The organism is Enhygromyxa salina (genome assembly GCF_002994615.1).
Classification (GTDB): domain Bacteria; phylum Myxococcota_A; class Polyangia; order Nannocystales; family Nannocystaceae; genus Plesiocystis; species Plesiocystis salina_A.
In genome coordinates this window covers 1-19,305 of record NZ_PVNK01000251.1, presented here as the reverse complement: position 1 = coordinate 19,305, position 19,305 = coordinate 1, and the positions used below count along the sequence as shown (strand labels likewise).

The 19,305-nt window shown below is 69.7% G+C and carries 15 protein-coding genes; 9 read left to right on the top strand and 6 right to left on the bottom strand.

Translation table 11 applies throughout. The annotated features are described in order from the left end of the window. Positions 1 to 72 precede the first annotated feature (72 nt). Positions 73 to 747, top strand: coding sequence for a metallophosphatase domain-containing protein (locus ENSA5_RS28960; RefSeq protein ID WP_106394951.1), 675 nt, complete (start codon positions 73 to 75; stop codon positions 745 to 747). A gap of 60 nt (positions 748 to 807) precedes the next feature. On the opposite strand, the gene ENSA5_RS28955 is transcribed toward ENSA5_RS28960, so the two are convergent. Further along, positions 808 to 2,136, bottom strand: coding sequence for a peptidylprolyl isomerase (locus ENSA5_RS28955; RefSeq protein WP_181198259.1), 1,329 nt, complete (start codon positions 2,134 to 2,136; stop codon positions 808 to 810). A gap of 187 nt (positions 2,137 to 2,323) precedes the next feature. Here ENSA5_RS28955 and miaB point away from each other — a divergent pair, with 187 nt between their 5' ends. The 3 genes from miaB (at position 2,324) to ENSA5_RS28940 (ending at position 5,683) form a co-directional block, all read left to right on the top strand. Further along, positions 2,324 to 3,778, top strand: coding sequence for a tRNA (N6-isopentenyl adenosine(37)-C2)-methylthiotransferase MiaB (miaB, locus tag ENSA5_RS28950; protein ID WP_106394949.1), 1,455 nt, complete (start codon positions 2,324 to 2,326; stop codon positions 3,776 to 3,778). A gap of 145 nt (positions 3,779 to 3,923) precedes the next feature. Then, positions 3,924 to 4,382, top strand: coding sequence for a hypothetical protein (locus ENSA5_RS28945; RefSeq protein ID WP_106394948.1), 459 nt, complete (start codon positions 3,924 to 3,926; stop codon positions 4,380 to 4,382). A gap of 125 nt (positions 4,383 to 4,507) precedes the next feature. Next, positions 4,508 to 5,683, top strand: coding sequence for a DUF8173 domain-containing protein (locus tag ENSA5_RS28940; protein WP_181198258.1), 1,176 nt, complete (start codon positions 4,508 to 4,510; stop codon positions 5,681 to 5,683). A gap of 13 nt (positions 5,684 to 5,696) precedes the next feature. Here the strand turns inward: ENSA5_RS28940 and ENSA5_RS28935 are convergent, their stop codons facing one another. Then, on the bottom strand, positions 5,697 to 6,611 hold the full coding sequence (locus ENSA5_RS28935; protein WP_106394946.1) for an alpha/beta hydrolase: 915 nt from the start codon (positions 6,609 to 6,611) through the stop codon (positions 5,697 to 5,699). Further along, complete coding sequence (locus tag ENSA5_RS28930) at positions 6,608 to 7,399, bottom strand: SDR family oxidoreductase (RefSeq protein ID WP_106394945.1); 792 nt, start codon at positions 7,397 to 7,399, stop codon at positions 6,608 to 6,610. The genes ENSA5_RS28935 and ENSA5_RS28930 overlap by 4 nt, the downstream gene beginning before the upstream one ends. Positions 7,400 to 7,485: 86 nt before the next feature. Between ENSA5_RS28930 and ENSA5_RS38445 the strand changes: the two genes are divergently transcribed. The 3 genes from ENSA5_RS38445 to ENSA5_RS28910 all read left to right on the top strand — a co-directional run bounded on the left by ENSA5_RS38445 (position 7,486) and on the right by ENSA5_RS28910 (position 11,463). Next, entirely contained in the window at positions 7,486 to 9,285 is a 1,800-nt protein-coding gene (locus tag ENSA5_RS38445) for an IgGFc-binding protein (protein ID WP_181198257.1), read from the top strand. An 82-nt stretch (positions 9,286 to 9,367) separates the two neighbouring features. Beyond that, a complete protein-coding gene (locus ENSA5_RS28915) occupies positions 9,368 to 10,087 on the top strand; it encodes a histidine phosphatase family protein (RefSeq protein WP_106394943.1) in 720 nt (239 codons plus the stop codon). 5 nt (positions 10,088 to 10,092) lie between these two features. Next, entirely contained in the window at positions 10,093 to 11,463 is a 1,371-nt protein-coding gene (locus ENSA5_RS28910) for a metallophosphoesterase (protein ID WP_146156219.1), read from the top strand. Between the two features lie 38 nt (positions 11,464 to 11,501). Here the strand turns inward: ENSA5_RS28910 and ENSA5_RS28905 are convergent, their stop codons facing one another. From ENSA5_RS28905 to ENSA5_RS28895, 3 genes are all read right to left on the bottom strand, one after another. Next, positions 11,502 to 12,863 carry a hypothetical protein gene (locus tag ENSA5_RS28905; RefSeq protein WP_106394941.1) on the bottom strand — a complete coding sequence of 454 codons (1,362 nt, stop codon included), beginning with the start codon at positions 12,861 to 12,863 and terminating at the stop codon, positions 11,502 to 11,504. 144 nt (positions 12,864 to 13,007) lie between these two features. Next, a complete protein-coding gene (locus tag ENSA5_RS28900; protein ID WP_106394940.1) occupies positions 13,008 to 14,198 on the bottom strand; it encodes a THUMP domain-containing class I SAM-dependent RNA methyltransferase in 1,191 nt (396 codons plus the stop codon). Beyond that, on the bottom strand, positions 14,195 to 16,108 hold the full coding sequence (locus ENSA5_RS28895; RefSeq protein ID WP_106394939.1) for a M28 family metallopeptidase: 1,914 nt from the start codon (positions 16,106 to 16,108) through the stop codon (positions 14,195 to 14,197). Before ENSA5_RS28895 ends, ENSA5_RS28900 begins: the two co-directional genes overlap by 4 nt. A gap of 101 nt (positions 16,109 to 16,209) precedes the next feature. Here ENSA5_RS28895 and cysD point away from each other — a divergent pair, with 101 nt between their 5' ends. Beyond that, complete coding sequence (gene cysD, locus ENSA5_RS28890) at positions 16,210 to 17,115, top strand: sulfate adenylyltransferase subunit CysD (RefSeq protein ID WP_106394938.1); 906 nt, start codon at positions 16,210 to 16,212, stop codon at positions 17,113 to 17,115. Continuing rightward, positions 17,115 to 19,070: a bifunctional sulfate adenylyltransferase subunit 1/adenylylsulfate kinase gene (locus ENSA5_RS28885; RefSeq protein ID WP_106394937.1), complete on the top strand. Its 1,956-nt coding sequence runs from the start codon at positions 17,115 to 17,117 to the stop codon at positions 19,068 to 19,070. The genes cysD and ENSA5_RS28885 overlap by 1 nt, the downstream gene beginning before the upstream one ends. The last annotated feature ends 235 nt before the right edge of the window (positions 19,071 to 19,305 follow it).

The following is a 19,305-nucleotide window of genomic DNA, read 5'->3' as shown; positions in this document are numbered from 1 at the left end:
TTGGCGAGCGTGTGACACACCTGTTTGTGCCATCCCCGCGACCGCGTGTGTAGACTGCCCACACGAGCGCCCATGGCCGACACGATCCGCCTCGTCATCATCAGCGACACGCACGGCTTCCACGAGATCGTCGTTCCGCCCGGCGACGTGCTGATCCACGGAGGCGATGGCTGCAAGACCGGGACCCTCGACGAGGCCCGGCAGTGGGGCGCGTTCCTCGACGCGCAGCCCCACGCGCACAAGATCGCGATCGCCGGCAACCACGACCGCTGCTTCGAGGCCGATCTCGACGCCGCGCGGGCGCAGCTGCCCTCGAAGCTCGAGTTCCTCCACGACAGCGGGTGTGAGCTCGACGGCGTGCGCTACTGGGGCGCGCCGTGGCAGCCGTGGTTCCTGTCCTGGGCCTTCAACCTGCCGCGCGGGCCCGAGCTCGGCCAGAAGTGGGCGCTGATCCCCGACAACACCGACGTGCTCGTCACCCACGGCCCGCCTCACGGGATCCTCGATCGGACCTACGCGGGCGAGCCCGTCGGCTGCGAGGAGCTTCGCGCGGCCGTGGCCCGCGTGCGCCCGCGGGTCCATGTGTTCGGCCACATCCACGAGGGCTACGGGGTCGCCTCTCGGGACGGAACGATGTTCGTCAACGCGAGCACCTGCACCCTCTCGTACCGGCCGACCAACGCAGCGATCGTCGTCGACCTGCCCCGCGATCGCGCGCGCCCGGCCGAGCTCGTGTCCGGCGGCTGATTAAACGAACGACGGCCAGCGTGACCGCTGGCCGTCGTCGAAGCACGGGACGCTCGGAGCCTAGGTGGGCGGCTCGCCGTGGGGGCTGGGCTCGCCAGCGGGCTTGGGCTTGGCCTCGCCGCCCTCTGGCGGAGTGACCGTGGCCTCGCCCGCCCCCGCCGCGGTCCCGGCCGGCGGCGGCGCGGTCGCGCTGTCGGAGGGCGGCGCCCCGGACCCCTTGGTCTTGGGCTTGGCGCCCGGCGGGTGGCCCTGACGCTCGCGGTTTTGCTTGCGCCGCTGGGCCCGGGGGTCGGGCCCGAGGAGGTCCTCCATGATGTTCTTGACCTCGTAGGTCTCCATCAGCTTCTCCTTGAGGTCGCGCCGCCCCTGGTGAAGCTTGCGGGCCGAGAGGCGCTCGCGGATCTGGTCTTCGAGGGCCTCGCGCGGGAGATCGCCGGGCGGGTACTTGCCGTAGACCTTGATGATGTGGAAGCCGAACTTGGTCTTGATCGGCTTGCTGACCTCGCCAGCGTCGAGCCCGAACGCGGCGTCGGAGAACTCGTCGACCATGCGGTCGGCCGAGAAGATGCCGAGGTCGCCACCCTTGCGGGCGCTCGGGCCCTCGGACAGCTCGATCGCGAGGGCCTCGAAGTCGGCGCCCTCGGCCGTGGCCTTCGCGTAGATCTCGTTGGCCTTGGCCAACGCGGCGGCCTCCCACTCTTTTTTCTGGTCCTCGGTCGGCTCGGTGAGCGGCTCACCGGGCGCCGGGCGCTCGTCGGGGCCGACGCGGATCAAGATGTGGGCCGCGCGGACCCGCTCCTTGTCCTTCTTGTAGTTCGGCTTGACCTTCTCGTACTCCTCTTCGATCTCGGCCTCGGTGACCTCGAGCATGCCGTCGGCCTCGAGCAGCGCGCGCTCGAGCTGCTCGGCGATGTAGAGCTGGCGCAGGCTCTCCTCGCTCTCACCGCGGCGGCGCAGGTGCTTGTCCCAGTCCTTGATGCCGCGTTTTTGGGCCTCCTCGCGCTGGGCGAGGGCGTCGGCGTCGTACTCGACGCTGCGCTTGCCAGCCTCTTGACGGAGGATCTCCTGGTAGATCAGGCGGTCGACGATCGACTTGCGGTAGCGGCGATCGGCGGTCTTGGGGATCTCGCGCCCGCGATCGGCGTACTTTTGCAGCTTGAGATCGTAGATCGCGTGGAAGTCGGCGGAGGTGATGTCCTTGCCGTTGACGACCGCGACTGGACCGTCGGGCACGTCTGGCAGCGCGCCGGCAACGTTACCGGCGCCGCTGCTGTCTTTGGCTTCGACCGCACCGATGTCCTTGGCCTTGGTGACCTCGGGCGCCTTCGTGCATGAAGCGAACAGGGCGAGACATGAAAAACTGAGCAAAATCGGACCGATGCGGCGCATGGATGCTCCCTGATGGACAGCGAATGATCGACGCGGAGGGTGCCGCGTGGGCGCGCATTGTAGTTCGCGGACCGAGAGCTGACCAGCCCAGCGAGGCGCTTTCACAACGCGGTTCGCGCCATGGGTCGGCTCACGTGATTGGCGGTCAATGGCCCGCTGGTCGGTGATCGCGTAGGCTCCCGCGGCCATGGCCAGCGAAAGCCCGAGGCCCCCCGGCCTGGTCCAGATTCGCCGCTCAGCCAGCGGTTCCGAGCCCTTGCAGCCGCCCACGGGGCCCAGCACCGAGCCCGACGGCTCCGGACCGCGGGTCTACATGGAGACCTTCGGCTGCCAGATGAACGCGGCCGACACCGCGCTGGTGCTCGGACGGCTCGGCGCCGACGGCTGGGTCCGGGTTAAAGATCCCGCCGACGCCGATCTGATCTTGGTCAACACCTGTGCAGTCCGGGAGAAGGCCGAGGATCGCGTCTACGGCCGCACGACCCAGCTGCTCGAGCACCGCGCGGCCAACCCAGATCTCGTCGTCGGCATCACCGGATGCATGGCCGAGCACCTCCGCGACAAGCTCGAGACCCGCGCGCCGCACATCCAGCTCGTCGCCGGGCCCGACAGCTACCGCAACATCGCCGCGCTCGCGAGGAAGGCCCTCGGGGGCGAGCGGGCCGTCGACGTCGCGCTCGACAAACAAGAGGTCTACGAGGGCCTCGACGGGGCGATCGCGGGACCCGGCGCGGGGATCGGTCGGGGCGACGCGGGCACGACCGGCGACGCGAGCATCTCCGGCTTCGTCACGATCCAGCGCGGCTGCGACAAGTTCTGCACCTTCTGCGTGGTGCCCTTCACCCGCGGGCGCGAGCGTGGCGTGCCGCCGCGCGAGGTCCTTCGCCAGGCGCAGCGCATGGCCGAGGCCGGGGTCCGCGAGCTGACCTTGCTCGGGCAGACGGTCAACTCCTACGCGTGGGAGGACGTCAGCTTCGCGGAGCTGCTGCGAGCGGTCGCGCGGGTCGACGGCATCGAGCGGGTCCGCTTCACCTCGCCCTACCCCGTCGACTTCTCGCCGGACCTGATCGAGGTCATCGCGACCGAGCCCGGCGTCTGCCCCTACGTCCACCTCCCGGTCCAGGCCGGGTCTGACCTCGTGCTCGAGCGCATGCGCCGGGGCTACGACGTCGCCGGCTACCGCGAGATCGTTCGTCAGCTCCGGGCCGCGGTCCCGGACATCGCGATCTCGACCGACATCATGGTCGGCTTTTGCGGCGAGACCGAAGACGACCACGCCCAGACCCTCGCGCTGATGGCCGAGATCGAGTTCGACTTCGCTTTCATGTTTGCGTACAGCGATCGCGAGATCACCTACGCGAGCAAGAAGCTCGTCGACGACGTGCCCCACGAGGTCAAGCAGCGACGCCTTCGCGAGGTCATCGCGCTGCAAGAGCGCCACACCCGGGCCAAGCACGCCGCGCGGGTCGGCCTCGAAGAGGAGATCCTCGTCGCCCGCACGAGCAAGCGCGGCGACAAGCTCGTCGGTCGAACGCCGCGCTTTCAGAAGGTGATGCTGCCGCTCGGCGACGCGGCGGTCGGCGAGCTGGTCCGGCGCACAATCACGGGTTCGTCGGGGCACTCCCTGCTCGCAGGCTGCTGAGCCCCTCCCAGACCCATTTGCCCGTCAACCAGATCGGGACAAGCCCACCCGGCCCGAGGCCGATGGCCCGAGCATCGGATTGAACAGCCGCCCCGCGAGCAGCGAGGCGCGTCGTCGCCGACGCGTCAGTTATGCTGGGCGAGTCATGTTTGCCCACGCCCGTGTCGTTGCGCTCGCCCTGCTCTCGCTTCCGCTCCTCGCGTGTGGCCCTCACGGCGAGACCGGCATCCCCGAGGGTCAGGAGACCCCGTGGGCCGAGATGGATCAGTCCCAGCGCATGGAGCACATGGGCGCGGTCGTGATGCCGCGGATGCAGGCGGTGTTTCAGGGCCACGACCCCGACCGCTTCGCGGATTTTGGCTGCGCGACCTGCCACGGCGGCGGCGCTGGCAACGGCAGCTTCGAGATGCCCAACCCCGCGCTGCCGACCCTCGACGCCTCGAAGCTCTACAAAAAGCATCGCAAAGTGTCGCCGGACATGGTCAAGCTGATGTGGAAAGAGGTCGAGCCCGCGATGGGCGAGGCGCTCGCCCTGACCTACGGCCTGGGCGACGCCGAGTTCTCGTGCGCGAGCTGCCACGTGGTCGAGAACCAAAACGAGTAGCTGACGCGCCAGCTCAGGCGCGCCGCTCGCCGCGGGTAAAGCTTGCGCTCGACGACCCGAGCAACGCGACGCACACCACCTGCATGCTGAGGTCGTCGAGGTCTGTCGGCTCGAGGTCGCTGTGGTTGGGCGCATGGCTGGCGCTCGCAGTGCTCACGGCCTTCGTTTACCCAGCGGCGGCGCACGCGGCCGATCTTCGCAAGGCCGACCGCGTCGAGATCGCCGCCGACGAGGTCATCGACGACACCCTGATCGCGTTTGGCGACGCGGTCGTGATCCGGGGTCACGTCCGCGGCGACGCGCTCGCCTTCGCCCGCACGGTCACGGTCAAGGGCACGGTCGACGGCAACCTCATCACCGCCGCCGACCGGATCGATCTCGACGGCGCCGTCCACGGCAGCGTGATGATCGCGGGCCAAAACGTCACCGTCGGCGGCCTCCTCGGCTCGCAGCTCTACGCGGCCGGGCGCAGCCTCAACCTCGGCAACGAGCTCGAGGTCGCGGGCGACGCCATCCTCACCGGGTCCGCGGTCGACGTCGCGGGCGCGATCGGTCGCGACGTCTACGCGATGGGCGAGCGGATCGAGATCGACGCGACCATGGCCCGCGATCTCGTGATCAGCGGCGCCAACCTGCGCGTCGGCGGCACGACCACCGTCGGCCGAGATCTGAGCGCCCAGGTCGACGGCGCCGAAGACCTGGTCCTCGAAGGTGGGGCGTCGATCAGCGGCGAGACCTACATCGAACTCGACGCGCTCAACGCCAACAAGCGCTACGACGACCTCGGGTTCTATCTCTGGAAGATCGCGATGATCGCGGCCGGGCTGGTCTTCGGGCTCGTCGCGTACATGGTGGTGCCCGATCTGTTTCAGGCCCCGCGAGAGCGCAAGCAGTGGCTGCGCATGATCGGGATCGGTCTGCTCGGGTTGTTCGCGATCCCCGTCGTCTCGATCATCACGGCCGCGACGCTGGTCGGGATCCCCTTGGCCGCGGTGACGATGGGCGGCTACCTGCTCGCGCTCTACCTCGGCAAGATCGTCGTCGCCGCCGAGCTCGGCCGTCGCCTCCTGCGCTTTCGCGCCCAGCGGAAGCGCTCGGAGCTGGTCTGGAGCCTGCTCCTCGGCCTGGTCCTGGTCATGGTCCTGGTCGAGCTCCCCTACATCGGCGGCGTGCTCGGCTTCATCGTCGCGGTGCTCGGGCTCGGGACCGTGAGCAACTACCTGTTCGAGCTGCGAGACCGGCGAGCGCAGCGACGGTCCGCCGACGAGACCCGGGTCCGGACGAAGCTGCCCGAGCCATGAGCGCCATGCGCCGTCAGTCGAGCTGCGCGACCCAGGCCGCGACCGCTCGGATCGCCGCGGCCGCGGCGTCGATGATCGGCGTGGCCTGAAACACGTGCCCCTGGCCCTCGTAAATTTGCAGCTCGACCGCGACGCCGGCCTCGGCCGCCCGGGCCGCCGCTCGCCGGGCGTCGTCGAGCAGGACCTCGACGCCGCCGACCTGGATCAGCGTCGGGGGCAGGCCCTCGAAGCGCCCGAACAGCGGCGAGACCCGGGGGTCGTCCCGCGGCAGCTCGCCCGCGTAGCGCCCGGCCATCAGCTCGAGCCCTCGCCGGCCGAGCATGACCTCGTGCGCGGCGTGGGCTTCGATCGAGTCGCCCGACATGGTCAGGTCCGTCCACGGCGACAGCAAGACCACACCGGCCGGCAGCAGCTCGCCCTCGTCGCGCAGTCGCATGGCCAGGGCCAGGGCCAGGCCGCCCCCCGCCGAGTCGCCCGCGAGGATCGCCTTGGCCCGGACCGCGTCCGGGAGCGCGCGCCAGACCGCGCGCACGTCGTCGAGGGCGGCCGGGCACGGGTGCTCGGGCGCGAGGCGATAGCGGGGCATGAGCGCCTCGGCGCCGACCCGGCGGGCGACGCGGGCCACGAGCGGTCGGTGGGTCAGCGGTGAGCCCAGCGAGTAGCCCCCGCCGTGCACGAACAGGATCTGGCGCTCGCTCGTGAGCTCGCTCGGCGTCAGCCTCAGGCACTCGACCCCGGCGAGCTCCGCGGCCGCGAAGCGATGCTCGGGCATCGCGACCTGGGTCAGCGCGAGCAGCTGACTGAAGGCCTCGCGCTGCTCGGCGACCGGCCGATCGAGGCCCATGCCTCCGCCGCTTCGCCGCCTGATCTTGGCCAGGCCCGCCCGCCGCACGCGGACATAGCTGGGCTGTTCGTCGCTGCTGCTCACACCTTCGTCATCCACTTCAAGGCCAGACGGTGGAGGCGCTCGGGGATCAGCTTGTCGGCGCCGTAGGCCAGCTTCATCTGGGCGCCGACGGGCCAGTGCGTCCGTCGACGCCTGGCCGTCGCCGCTTGCCACACGACCGCGGCGACATCCTCGGGTTGAAGTCGAACGCCGAGCGCGGCCTCGGCCCTGAGCCTGCGGGTGCCGCTCAAGAGCTCGGTGTCGACGAAGGCTGGCATCACGTCGCACACGCGGATGTCGTGGCTCGCCCACTCGAGCTCGAGGGCCTCGCTCAGGCCGCGGACGGCGTGCTTGGTCGCGCTGTAGCTGGCCATCTCGGGCACGCCGTAGAGCGCCGCGGCCGAGGACATGTTGAGGACCCGGGCGCCCGGCGTGTCGCGCAGGAGCTCGAAGCTGGCGAGGGTGAGCTCGACGAGGCCCTGGAGGTTGACGGCGATCGTGCGTCGGTGGTCGGCGGCCGAGACGGTCTCGAAGCGGCCGACGCTCATGACGCCAGCGTTGTTGAGCAGCACCTTCATGCGGCCGCCGCTGTGCTCGGCGAAGTGAGCGACGGCCGCGACGACCGAGTCGGGATCGCGGACGTCGAGCGCGCAGTGGCAGACGCGATCGGTGCCGTGGCGTGCGCTGAGCTCGCCAGCGGTGTCCGCGAGCTCCCGCGCCTCGATGTCGTACAGCCCCACCAGCCAGTCCGCCGCGGCGAAGCGCTCAGCGCACGCGCGCCCTATGCCGCGCGCGGCTCCGGTGATCAAGATGCTTGGGCGACTGCGCATGCGGTCCTGCGGGAGTCTGACACGCCGTTTCGGCGCTGCGAGCGAAGCGCAGCTTCCTGCCGGCTGTGGGACCCTACAATGCGGCGATGAACTGGTCCACGCGACGCACCGCCTCCCTCGCCGCCCTCCTGCTCCCGCTGACGATCGCCTGCGCCGACGACAGCCCGAGCGCCGAGAGCGACGCCACCGGTCAGACCGAAGACGGCGTCGGCGACGGCGACGGCGACGGCGACGAGACCGGCGAGAGCACTGGCGACGGCGACGGCGATCCCGGCGACGGTGACGGCGACACCAATGACGGCGACGGCGACGGCGACGGCGACACCGGAGACGGCGACACCGACACCGGCGACGGCGACACCGGCGACGGCGACGGCGACTCCGACTCCGGCGACGGCGACGGCGACTCCGGCGATGGCGACGGCGACCCTTGCGGCCCCGAGTGTTGCCCCGGCGAGTTCAGCTGCATCGACGACAGCTCGTGGATCTGCAACGAAGACGGGACCGAGTGGGAGGAGTCGGAGCTGTGCGATCCGATGCAGGGCCTGCTGTGCAACGACAACTCCGGCACCTGCGACGGGGCCTGCGCCGCCAATGCGATCGGCTTGAGCTACATCGGCTGCGACTACTACCCGACGGTCACGCTCCAGTACGACTCCTACAACACCGCGCCCAAAGACGAGTTTGCGGTCGCGGTCGCCAACACCGGGCTCGAAGACGCGATGGTCTTCGTGACCAAGGGCGACGGAATGATCTACGACACCGTGGTCCCGGCCAGCTCGGTCGAGGTCATCGTCCTGCCCTGGGTCAACGCCCTGACCAAGAACAACGGCCCCTCGGCCGTGACCCTCGACGGCGCCTACCGGCTCCGCTCCGATCGGCCGATCGTCGTCTACCAGTACAACCCGCTCGAGTCGACGACGACCAACGACGCGTCCTTGCTGTTCCCGACCAACGTCTGGGGCAACGACACCATGGTCGCCTCGTGGCCACACTGGAACAGCCTCCCGGCGTTCTACACGGTCGTCGCCCACGAAGACGGCACGACCGTGACCCTGACCCCGCCCCCCGGCGGCGCGTCGGTCCAGGCCGGCGGCGGCGTCCAAAACGACGGCTCGGGCCAGGTCATGCTCGACAGCTCCGACGTCCTCCAGGTCATCACCCAAAGCGGGGATCTGACCGGCGCGATGGTCAGCGCCGACAAGCCCGTCCAGGTCATCGGCGGCCACAAGTGCACCAACGTGCCGGCCGACATCGCCGCCTGCGATCACCTCGAGGAGGCCCTGTTCCCGGTCCAGACCCTGGCCGACGAGTACATCGTGGTCCCGCCCGTTCAGGTCCCCAACGACAACCAGCTCAAGGCCCAGATGGTCCGCATCATCGCGACCCAGGACGACACCCAGGTCAACCTCGTGCCCGATCAGGGCGTCGACCAGGTGTTGGCCAACGCCGGCGACTTCATCCAGCTGAGCATGTCGACCGCGGCCTTCAAGGTCACTGGCAGCAAGCCGCTGCTGGTCACCCAGTACATGGTCGGGCAAAACGCCGGGTTCGGGACCTCGGACCCGGCCATGGTCCAGGCCGTCACGCCCAAGCAATTCCGGACCAACTACCTGTTCTTCGCGGCCCCGAGCTGGACCGCCAACTATGTCGACATCATCGCGCCCGACGGCGCCGACGTGACCGTCGACGGCAACAACGTCAACGACTGGAGCGCGGTCGCGGGCTCGGGCTATTCGGTCGCTCACGTCCAGCTGAGCAACGTCGGCGACGGCACCCATACGGTCAACGCCAACCAGGGCGTCGGGATCTCCGTCTACGGGGTGCGCAGCGCGGGTAGCTACTGGTACCCGGGCGGCCTCGACCTGGAGATTAACCCGCAGTAGGCGATTGACCTCGGCCGAGATCTTGCCATCCGCGGATCGCGGCTGTCCAAGCGTCGCGTCTCGGGGTAAAGAGCCGCTGCAGATGAGTACGCGTCGCGTCGTCGTAGCGCTGGTCCGTCATGGCGACTACCAGCAACCAGACAAGGTCCCCAGCGCTCAGCTCCCGCACCCGCTGACCGAGCGCGGGGTCGAACAGGCCCAAGCCCTCGGCCACCAGCTCCACGACGAGTGCCGCGGGCTCGGCCTGATGCTCGATCCGGTCCTCGACTGCTCGATCCTCTTGCGGGCCTCGCAGACCGCGACCCTCGCCGCGACGACCCTCAACGAGCTCGAGAAGGATCTGCACTTCTCGATCGCCGAGTTCGCCGAGCTCGGCGAGCGCAGCGTCGGGGCCGGCGCCAACCTGACCGTCGACGAGATCGCCGCGGCCGTGCGCGCCGACCCCCGGCTCCCCTCGCTTCCGGACGGATGGAAGAGCCATCCGCGCTACCGCCTGCCCTTGCCCGGCTCCGAGTCGCTGATGATGGCGGGCGCTCGCGTCGCCGCGCACGTCGCGGGTCGTGCGCATGAGCTGCGTACAGCCGGCGGCGACGACGTGCTCAAGGTCGTCGTCGGGCACGGCGGCTCACTGCGCCACGCCGCGGTCTGCTTGGGCGCCCTCGATCTCGACGATGTCCCGGGCCTGTCCATGTATCACTGTGGTTATGTGTTCATCGAGCATGTCGCCGATCCCCGAGGTGGCCCCGGTCGCTGGAAAAAAATCGGCGGCCAGTGGAAGATCCGCCCAGCAGCCAAGACCTAGAGCCGATGTCCAGCCCTGCCCTCGCAATCCACGCGCATCGCCGTCGTCAACGCAGCCGTCTCGTGCCCAACTACCAGGGCGTCGAATTTTGCGAGATGCCGCTGCCGGTCACGACCGAGCCCTGGCCAAAATTCGAGGGTCGTCGCCTCAGCGACCTGGCCAATGAGAACTACGACGCCCCGCGCGAGGAGCTGCGCGAGCGCATCGGCCACAAGCCCTTCATCTGGCCCAACCGGACCATGTACTTCTTTTGTGACGTGCACGCCGACGCCGACGCGTGGCGGCGCTCGCTGATCGCCTCGGGCGGGGTCCGCTGGCTCGGGCCCGGCGACGACGAGTACGAGCTCAGCGAAGACGGCCGCGACGCGCTGTTCGTGATCGCCGGCGACTGCTTCGACAAGGGCCCGAGCACGCTCCGCCTGCTCCGCGCGATCAAGCTGCTGATCGACAAGGGCGCCGACGTCGAGATCCTCGCGGGCAACCACGACCTGCGCACCCTCGTCGGGCTCGCCTACCTCGGGCGCAAGGAGCCGCGCTTCGCCCACCTGTTCGTGCGCATGGGCCAAAAGACCATGCCCTTGTTCCAGGAGATCCGCGCCCAGTACCTCGAGCCCGGCGACACCAGCGAGCTGTCCGAGGACGATCTCCACGAGCTGCTGTTCCCCGACGAGGAGTGGTTTCGCCGCTTCCCTTCCGTCGCCAAGGGCCTGGTGCCCGAGAAAAAGATCGGCAAGGAGCTCAAGCGCATCCGCGAGAAGATGGTCGAGCTCCCGCGCAAGTGCGAGGCCCTCGACATGAGCCTAGGCGACATCCACCGGGCGACGACCCGGGCGCGCGAGCTGTTCTTGGAGCCCGAGGGCGAGTTCCACTGGTACTTCGAGCGCATGGACGTGGCCCGGCGCTGGGGCTCGTTCTTGCTCGTCCACGCGGGCGTCGACGACGTGACCGCCGGGCTCCTGGCCGAGCACAACGTCTCGGGCGCCAACACCTGGTTCCACCGCCTGCTCGCCGACGATCCCTTCGAGCTCTATCACGGGCCCATCGGCAACATGTTCCGGACCAAGTACCGCGACTTCGATCACCGCTTCACCGACGCGGGCGTCGAGCACATGTACGAGGCCGGGCTCTACGGCATCGTCCACGGCCACCAGAACATCCTGCGGGGCCAGCGGGTCTTGATGCGCGAGGGCCTGCTCAACTTCGAGTGCGACTCCTCGGTCGACTGCAACACCCGGAAGCTCGCCGGGTTGAGCGAGCACGGCGGGGCGGTCGTGGTGTTTCAGCCCAACGGGGTCGCGCTTGGGATCAGCGCCGACTACCCCCACGTGAAGGTCTTCGACGCGACCCAAGTGTTTCCGCACCTGACGATCGTCTAGCAGCCCGGGCTGCTAGCAGCCCGCCGATCCGATCGAGCTCAGCGCCGCGAGCGGGTCAGCGTGCGCAGCTCGAAGGTCGGCCCGGTCGCGCCGGGCTTCTCGTCGGCGCGGTAGAAGATCGCAAAGTCGAGCGACTCCGAGACGAAGAAGTCCTTGCCGTCGCGCGTGACCGTGTGCGTCGGCCGGAGGCTGCCCGTGTTGACGTAGTGGGCCATGCGCCGCGACGGCCCGTCACCGACCATGCCCAGCGGCACGTGCCGGGCCTCGTGGGTGTGACCGTAGACGATGTAGTGGATCGGCGAGTCGGCCTGGCCCAGGACCGGCTCCTCGGCGGCGTGATCGACGAAGCGCTCGAAGGGATCGTAGCTGGCAAACTTGTCGTACACGGCCAGCGCGAGCTTGGCCTTGCCCATCCACAGGTGCTTGAACCCGTCGAGCAGCCTCTCGATCCGATCGGCCTCGTCGACCGGGGTCCAGACCTTGTCGTGGCCGGCCATCGACAGCCACCACTTGACGTACTCCTGGCCCTTGAAGTTGCTCAGCGCCCGCTCGATGCAGGTCGCGAGCAGCTCTTGCTCGATCGGGCTGGCGAAGTGCCAGGCCAGCCACTTCACGAGCGAGGACACCGGGCGGACGTTGTCGATCTGCTCGAGCTTGCGACAAAAGCCGTGGATGAGCTCGGCCGAGGCCTCGGCTGAGCCCTGGAGCATGCTGGCCTCGTAGGTCAGGCGCGCGAACAGCTCGGTGGTGATGAGGTCCGACATCGGGATGTTGTCGTAGTCCTCGGGCTTGGCCGGATCGCCCTCGAACGAGTACACGTCCCACTCGTGGCCGTGGCGGATGAAGGCGCCGTGGTGGGGGTCGCACCAGGTGTTGGGGAAGCGCTGCTCGGGATCCCAGGCCTGCGGGCGACCGAGGTCGAGGCCGAGGAAGTCGATCACGCGCATGCGCAGGTCGGCGCTCATGTTGATCATGCGATCGGCGTCGCCGGGCAGGTAGCCGCGCACGGGCTCGACGCCGCCGAAGCGATCGGCGAGCTGGTCACCCAAGATGCTCTTGATCGGCGCGACGTTTTGATGGGTCATGACGCGCGTGAACAGCTGAGCCGCGCGCTGGAGGTACTCCCCGCTCTGAGGCGGGAGGGCCTGACCGGCCTGCTTGATGGGCCCGAAGTGGCGCCAGGGCTTGTGGTCGCCCTGATCGAACCAAAAATGCGTCCGGCGGAGCTCGAAGATGTTGCCGGCGTAGACGATCTCGACCCGACTGCGCGGGTTGAACTTCCGGACCTTGGCGTGGGCCTCGGCGAGCTGGTCGAGGAGGTCGTGATAGACCTGCGGCTCGAGGTTGTGGTCGCCCGCCGAGCCATCGGCGAGGTGCATGTCACTGACAACGACGAGCATGGGCGGGGCGAGGATACCGGAACCAGCCCTCGCGATTGTCTGTTCGCCCCGCAGGCGGCCTGCACGTCGCACCAGGTCGCGCCAGGTGGCGCCAATTGATCGGCGCGAGCTCGGACGCCAGTCGTCGGATCGCGATGGCGGCGATCAGCCCCGCGACACGACCTGCGGGTGCTCGAGCACGCCGACCCACAGCCCGATCTTCACGCCGCCCTGGTCGGTCAGCAGGCGCCGCTCGAGCCCGAGCTTGGTCGCGCCCGCGAGCGCCGGGTCGTTGGTCACGAGGCCGATCCGCGTCGGCCTCGGCAGCGCGCGGGCGAGCTTGCCCAGGCTCGCGTAGAGGTTCCGCAGCCGGGCCGGATCGCCGGTCCGCAGACCCCAAGGCGGGTTGGCGAGCAGCGCGACGCCAGCCCCGTCGAGGGTCGGCAGCGCGGCGTCGCCGACCGAGCGCTGCTCGAAGGTCACGAGGCCCTCGACGCCCGCCCGCCCGGCGTTGGCTCGCGCGGCCTCGACCGCGCCTGCGTTGCGATCGGCCCCGAACAAGGTCGCGCCGCCCCTTCGCGCGTCTCCTCGCGCCCGCGCGCGCAGATCCTCGAAGCGCCCCCGCTCAAACGTTGGCGCGTGCATGCACGCGAACGCTCGCCTGGCACCCGGCGCGAGCCCGGCGGCGATCGTCGCGGCCTCGATCGGGATCGTGCCCGCGCCACACACGGGATCGAACAGCGCCATGCCGGGCTCCCAGCCGCTGACCAGGAGCAGCGCCCGGGCGATGTCCTCGCGCAGCGGGGCCTTGCCCGTCTGGGCCCGCCAGCCGCGCTTGTGCAACAGCGTGCCCGTTGTGTCGACGCTGATCGTGCAGCGGTCGCGGACGATCCGGACCTGGACGAGGGTCGGCTCCCGCGGACCCTCGCCGAGCTCGCCGCCGCCGGGGCCCTGGGCGCGATCATCTCGGAGCTTGACCGCCCCCTTGGTCCGCCGCGCGATGCCCCGCTCGATCCGCTCGGCGATCGCCTTGGTGTGGTACAGGCGCGAGCGCTTGGCGTGGGCCCGCACGCGCACGCCGATCTCGGTCGACAGCCAGTCCTCCCACGGCAGGGCCTTGGCCACGCGCTCGAGCTTGGCGAAGTCGCGGACGATGAACTCGGCCATGCGCACGAGCACGCGCAGGGCGAGGCCCGAGCCGAGGTTGATGCGGTACACGGTCTCGCGCTCGCCGAAGCAGCTGACGCCGCCAGGCGTGACCACGGCCTCCTCGACGCCGAGACCGTCGAGTTCGTCCGCGAGCAGCTCCTCGAGCCCGGGCGCGCACGCGACGAACAGACGCAGTCGCTCGCTCACTGGGCGGCCTCCTCGCTGGCGAGCTCGTCCGCGTCCCAGGGCCGCAGCTCGGCGCCGAAGCGCTCGCGTCGCTCGGCCCGCCGCGACGCCCGGGCGGGCTCGTCGGGGTCGGCGCTCCAGTCCAGGGTCAGCTCCACGCCCGCGGAGCTGCCCCGCTCGCCAAGGCGGGTGACCACCGCGAGCTTGCGCGGGCCCCCGCGCTGCGCGGCCGCGATCACCTCCGAGGTCGACCCGACCGCGCCCCCCTCGATCTCGACGATGCGATCGCCCGCCACAACCCCGGCCGCGGCCGCGACCGAGCCGGGCATCACGACCTCGACCGTGGTCCCGTCGAGCGTGACGCCGAGCCTCCGCGCGGGCGGCGAGACCAGGTTGTGGCGATCGAGCAGCTCGGGCAGCGTCGCGAGCTGCCAGGCCGCGATCGCCACGACCCGCGCCGAGTGACGCTGGTACGCGTCGATCACCGCGTCGGCGTCGTCGTACTGGGTGTGGTGGTAGCGATCGTAGTCCGAGCGCCCCGACTGGGCCCAATAGAAGGCCGGCACCCCCGCGCGCAAGAACGAGGTGCTGTCGCTCGGCTCGAAGGGCAGCCCGTCGACGAGCTCGAGCTGAAAGGGCATGCCCGCGGGCGCGAGCTTGGTGACCGGATCGAACACCGCCGACATGGTCGCATGAAGCTCGGGCGTAACCGGCAGCCCCGAGATGTAATTTGTGCCCCCGTCGTGGACCAAGACCGCGCTGATGCCCGCGAGCTGGTCCTCGTGGGCCGCGACCCAGGCCTTGGATCCGAGCAGGCCCTGCTCCTCGCCCGACCACAGCTGGAAGCTGATCGTCCGACGCGGTCGCTGGCCCGTGCGCGCGCAGGCGGCCGCGATCAGGCGCGCAGCCTCCATCGTCGTGGCCACGCCGGTCGCGTTGTCGACCGCTCCGCTCGCCCCATCCCACGAGTCGAGGTGCCCGCCCACGACCACGCGCTCGTCCGGCGACTGCGCGCCGCCAAGCTCGGCGACCACGTTGTGCACCGGGATCGGCCCGGGCAGCAGCCGGTTGGCGACGCCGAACTCGAGCTCGACGTAGACCCCGGCGTCGATGCGATCGAGCAGCTCGCGGTGCTGATCCCCGCGCAGGCGGATCTCGACCTGCGTCGGCAGCTTGGCCGGATCGAGGCGATGCGCGCCGTGGGTCTCGATCCGCTGGTCGTCGGCCCCGCCGGCGGCGTAGACCAGCCCGGCGATCGGCGCGCGCTCGAAGGCGCCCTCGATCTGCTGGCGCAGCTTGCCGCGCGGCGCCTCGAACTCGTGCGGGATCATGATCCACGCCCCGCGCAGGTAGGGCCGTCGCGCGCGCAGCTGGGCCGCGTCCTGCGGGTAGCGCAGCGCCTGACCGCGGACCGGGCCCCCGGCCTCGAGCCCGTCTTGGCCCCTGGTCCCCGGCGTCCACGCCCAGGTCCCGAACTCGAGCTCCTCGCGCTCGGGCCGAATGACCGCGCCGCTCGCCTTGCCGCGCTCGAACACGACCGGGAACTCGCCCCACTGCTCGCGCGCGGCGCTGAGGCCCCAGCTCTCGAATTCGTCGACGGCCCACAGCTCGGCCTCGACGAGCTGGGCAGTGCCCGTCAGGCGCGGACCGATCTCGACCGCGAGCGCGTCGAGGAGATCGTCGACCTGGCTGTCCTCCGCCGCGAGCTCGACGATCGCCTGGATCACCGGATCCTCCGAGATCGGCTCGGGCTGCGGGTCGGGATCGAGCGCCGCGGCAGACACGGGCGCGAGCCGCTCAGGGCTCTCGACGCCGCCGCCCGCAGCCGAGGTCTCGGGCCCGCGACAGCCGAGCGCGGCCGCGAGCACACACACGAGCGCCCCCCACACGAGTTGGGGGTTGCGGCGTGGAAGCTCGGGATCGGCGAGCACGTGGCCTCTATCATACCCAGTGCGCGACCCAATTCACGCAATCTCCCGGAGAGTTCGCGGTCTTGCGCCCCTGGACCCAGCGTCTAAACTCCGCGCTCCGCATGGACGCCCGTCGACTCACGCACCTGCGCCAGCTCGAGGCCGAGAGCATCTTCATCATCCGCGAGGTCGTCGCCGAGTTCGAGAAGCCGGTGATGCTGTTCTCGATCGGCAAGGACTCGATGACCATGCTGCGCCTCGCTCAAAAAGCGTTCTGGCCCGGCAAACCCCCGTTCCCGCTGATGCACGTCAACACGACGTGGAAGTTCCGCGAGATGATCGGCTTTCGCGACCAGATCTGTCGCGAGACCGGGCTCGAGCTGATCGAGCACGTCAACCAAGACGGGGTCCGCGACGGCATCAACCCCTTCGATCACGGCCCGGCCTACACCGACATCATGAAGACCGACGGGCTCAAGCAGGCCCTGACCAAGCACGGCTTCGACGCCGCGTTCGGCGGGGCTCGGCGCGACGAGGAGCGCTCGCGGGCCAAGGAGCGGGTCTACAGCTTCCGCGATCGCAACCACGCCTGGGACCCGAAGAACCAGCGCCCCGAGCTGTGGAGGCTCTACAACGGGCGCCACTTCAAGGGCGAGAGCATCCGCGTGTTCCCGCTGTCGAACTGGACCGAGCTCGACGTGTGGCAGTACATCCACCTCGAGCACATCCCGATCGTCCCGCTCTACTACGCGGCCAAGCGCCCCGTCGTCGAGCGTGACGGCGCGCTGATCATGGTCGACGACGATCGCATGCGGCTCGAGCCCGGCGAGACGCCCGAGCACAAGATGGTCCGGTTCCGGACCCTCGGCTGCTACCCCCTGACCGGGGCGGTCGAGTCGACCGCGACCACGGTCCCGCAGATCGTCCACGAGATGCTGACCACGCGCGAGTCCGAGCGCTCTGGCCGGGTCATCGACCGCGACGCCGACGGCTCGATGGAGAAGAAAAAGCGCGAGGGATACTTCTGATGGCCATCGATCATCGCAGCCCCCCCTTCCCCAGCCACCGCCCGCCCGACGACGAGCGCCCGGTCAGCTCGCTGGTCTCGACGATCCCCGAGCCCGACCTGTCTCCCGGTGGGTCCGACGCCGAGATCCTCGAGTTCCTCGACGACTACGAGCGCCGCAGCCTCCTGCGCTTCGTCACGATCGGCTCCGTCGACGACGGCAAGTCCACGCTGATCGGCCGGCTGCTCTACGAGACCGGCGGCGTGTTCGACGATCAGCTCGCCGCGGTCACCAGCACCGACCAAGACGGCAGCGAGGTCATCAACTTCGCCAACCTCACCGACGGCCTCGTCGCCGAGCGCGAGCAGGGCATCACGATCGACGTCGCCTACCGCTACTTCGCGACCAAGCGGCGCAAGTTCATCATCGCCGACACCCCCGGCCACGTGCAGTACACGCGCAACATGGCGACCGGCGCGTCGACGGCCGACGCCGCCGTGATCCTGATCGACGCGCGCCTCGGGGTCCTGCAGCAGTCGCGGCGCCACGGCTACATCGCCGACCTCCTCAACATCCCCAACCTCCTCGTCGCGGTCAACAAGATGGACCTCGTCGACTTCGACCGCGCCAAGTACGACGCGATCGTCGCCGAGTTCCGGGCGTTCACCGACAAGCTCAGCTTCACCAACGTCGAGTTCTTCCCGGTCAGCGCGCTCGAGGGCGACAACGTCGTCAGCGCCAGCGCGCGCACGCCCTGGTTTGGCGAGGCGGGCGGCAAGCCGCTGCTCGAGCACCTCGAGACCATGCCGGTCGAGAGCGCGGGCGACGACGAGCGCCTGATCTACCCGGTCCAGCTGGTCTCGCGCCCGGACCTCGACTTTCGCGGCTACGCGGGCACGATCGCTGCCGGCCGCGTCCGCCAAGGCGATCTGATCAAGGTCTTGCCCTCGGGCAAGACCAGCCGCGTCGAGCGGATCGTGACCTGGGACGGCGACCTCCCCGAGGCCTTCGCCCCGATGTCGGTCACGCTCACCCTGAGCGACGAGATCGACATCAGCCGCGGCGACGTGCTCACCGGCGTCGAGAACGATCTGCACATCAGCCGGATCCTCGGCGCGACCCTGGTCTGGATGCACGACATCCCGCTCGAGATCGGGCGGCAGTACCTGGTCAAGCACATGACCAGCCTGGTCTCGGGCACCGTCGTCAGCGTCGATCACAAGATCGACATGGACACGCTCGAGCAGGTCCCGGCCGAGACCCTCGCGCTCAACGACGTCGGCGACGTCAGCTTGAGCCTCAACCGGCCGCTGATCCTCGACGGCTACACCGACGACAAGACCGCCGGGTCGTTCGTGATCATCGATCGGATCAGCAACGTGACGATCGCCGCGGGCATGATCCGCGGTCACGGCGAGGACTACCAAGACGACGGTCGCGCGGTCGCGCGGGCGTTGACCGCCGGAGAGCGGGCGGGTCGCTTCAACCAGCAGCCCGCGGTGCTGTGGATGACCGGGCGCTCGGGGACCGGAAAGATCGTCGTCGCGCGGGCGCTCGAGCGGCGGCTGTTCGACGCCGGGCACATGGCCTACGTGTTTGATCCGCAGCTGCTCACGCGGATCAATCGCCAGGCGCAGGCCAAGGATTTCCGGCCGCTGGTCACCGCGGCCGAGCTGATGGCGGACGCGGGGATGATCGTGATCGTCGCGTACACCTCGCCGGCCCGGGCCGACCGGGCGATCGCGCGGGACAGCTTTACGGATCGCTTCACCTTTGTTGAAGCGTTCTTTGACGCAGATCTACCGACCTGCCGCAGCCGGCTCGAGGCGCTTGGGCGGGATCCGGACGAGGCGAGCCTGGCCTACGAGCCCCCCGATGATCCCGACGTGATGGTCGACGGCAACGAGCTCAACATCGAGCGCGAGGTCGATCGGCTGATCCGCGCGCTCGAGCGACGCGGCGTGCTCGGGCGCTAGCACCCTGGGCTGCTAGCGCTAGCAGCCCATCGTATCGTCTCGCGCCGGAATCTTCGTCGAGGGCAAGGAGCCCAAACGCCGCTGTGGTGGGGCCGACGGCGCGAGGGGTTGCACCCCGGGCTGCTAGGCGTTGGCTGAGAACAGCTGCGCGGCGCTGGTGACAGTTGCCGCCCGGCTGATCAGCACGCTGAGCTCATCGGTGTCGGCGCAGGCGCTGATCTGCGCGTCGGTGCGA

Excerpts from the sequence above, each read along its gene's own strand:
- ENSA5_RS28960 (WP_106394951.1), top strand. The coding sequence starts at position 73 with ATGGCCGACACGATCCGCCTCGTCATCATCAGCGACACGCACGGCTTC.
- ENSA5_RS28955 (WP_181198259.1), bottom strand. The coding sequence starts at position 2,136 with ATGCGCCGCATCGGTCCGATTTTGCTCAGTTTTTCATGTCTCGCCCTG.
- miaB (WP_106394949.1), top strand. The coding sequence starts at position 2,324 with ATGGCCAGCGAAAGCCCGAGGCCCCCCGGCCTGGTCCAGATTCGCCGC.
- ENSA5_RS28945 (WP_106394948.1), top strand. The coding sequence starts at position 3,924 with ATGTTTGCCCACGCCCGTGTCGTTGCGCTCGCCCTGCTCTCGCTTCCG.
- ENSA5_RS28930 (WP_106394945.1), bottom strand. The coding sequence starts at position 7,399 with ATGCGCAGTCGCCCAAGCATCTTGATCACCGGAGCCGCGCGCGGCATA.
- ENSA5_RS38445 (WP_181198257.1), top strand. The coding sequence starts at position 7,486 with ATGAACTGGTCCACGCGACGCACCGCCTCCCTCGCCGCCCTCCTGCTC.
- ENSA5_RS28915 (WP_106394943.1), top strand. The coding sequence starts at position 9,368 with ATGAGTACGCGTCGCGTCGTCGTAGCGCTGGTCCGTCATGGCGACTAC.
- ENSA5_RS28910 (WP_146156219.1), top strand. The coding sequence starts at position 10,093 with ATGTCCAGCCCTGCCCTCGCAATCCACGCGCATCGCCGTCGTCAACGC.
- ENSA5_RS28905 (WP_106394941.1), bottom strand. The coding sequence starts at position 12,863 with ATGCTCGTCGTTGTCAGTGACATGCACCTCGCCGATGGCTCGGCGGGC.
- cysD (WP_106394938.1), top strand. The coding sequence starts at position 16,210 with ATGGACGCCCGTCGACTCACGCACCTGCGCCAGCTCGAGGCCGAGAGC.
- ENSA5_RS28885 (WP_106394937.1), top strand. The coding sequence starts at position 17,115 with ATGGCCATCGATCATCGCAGCCCCCCCTTCCCCAGCCACCGCCCGCCC.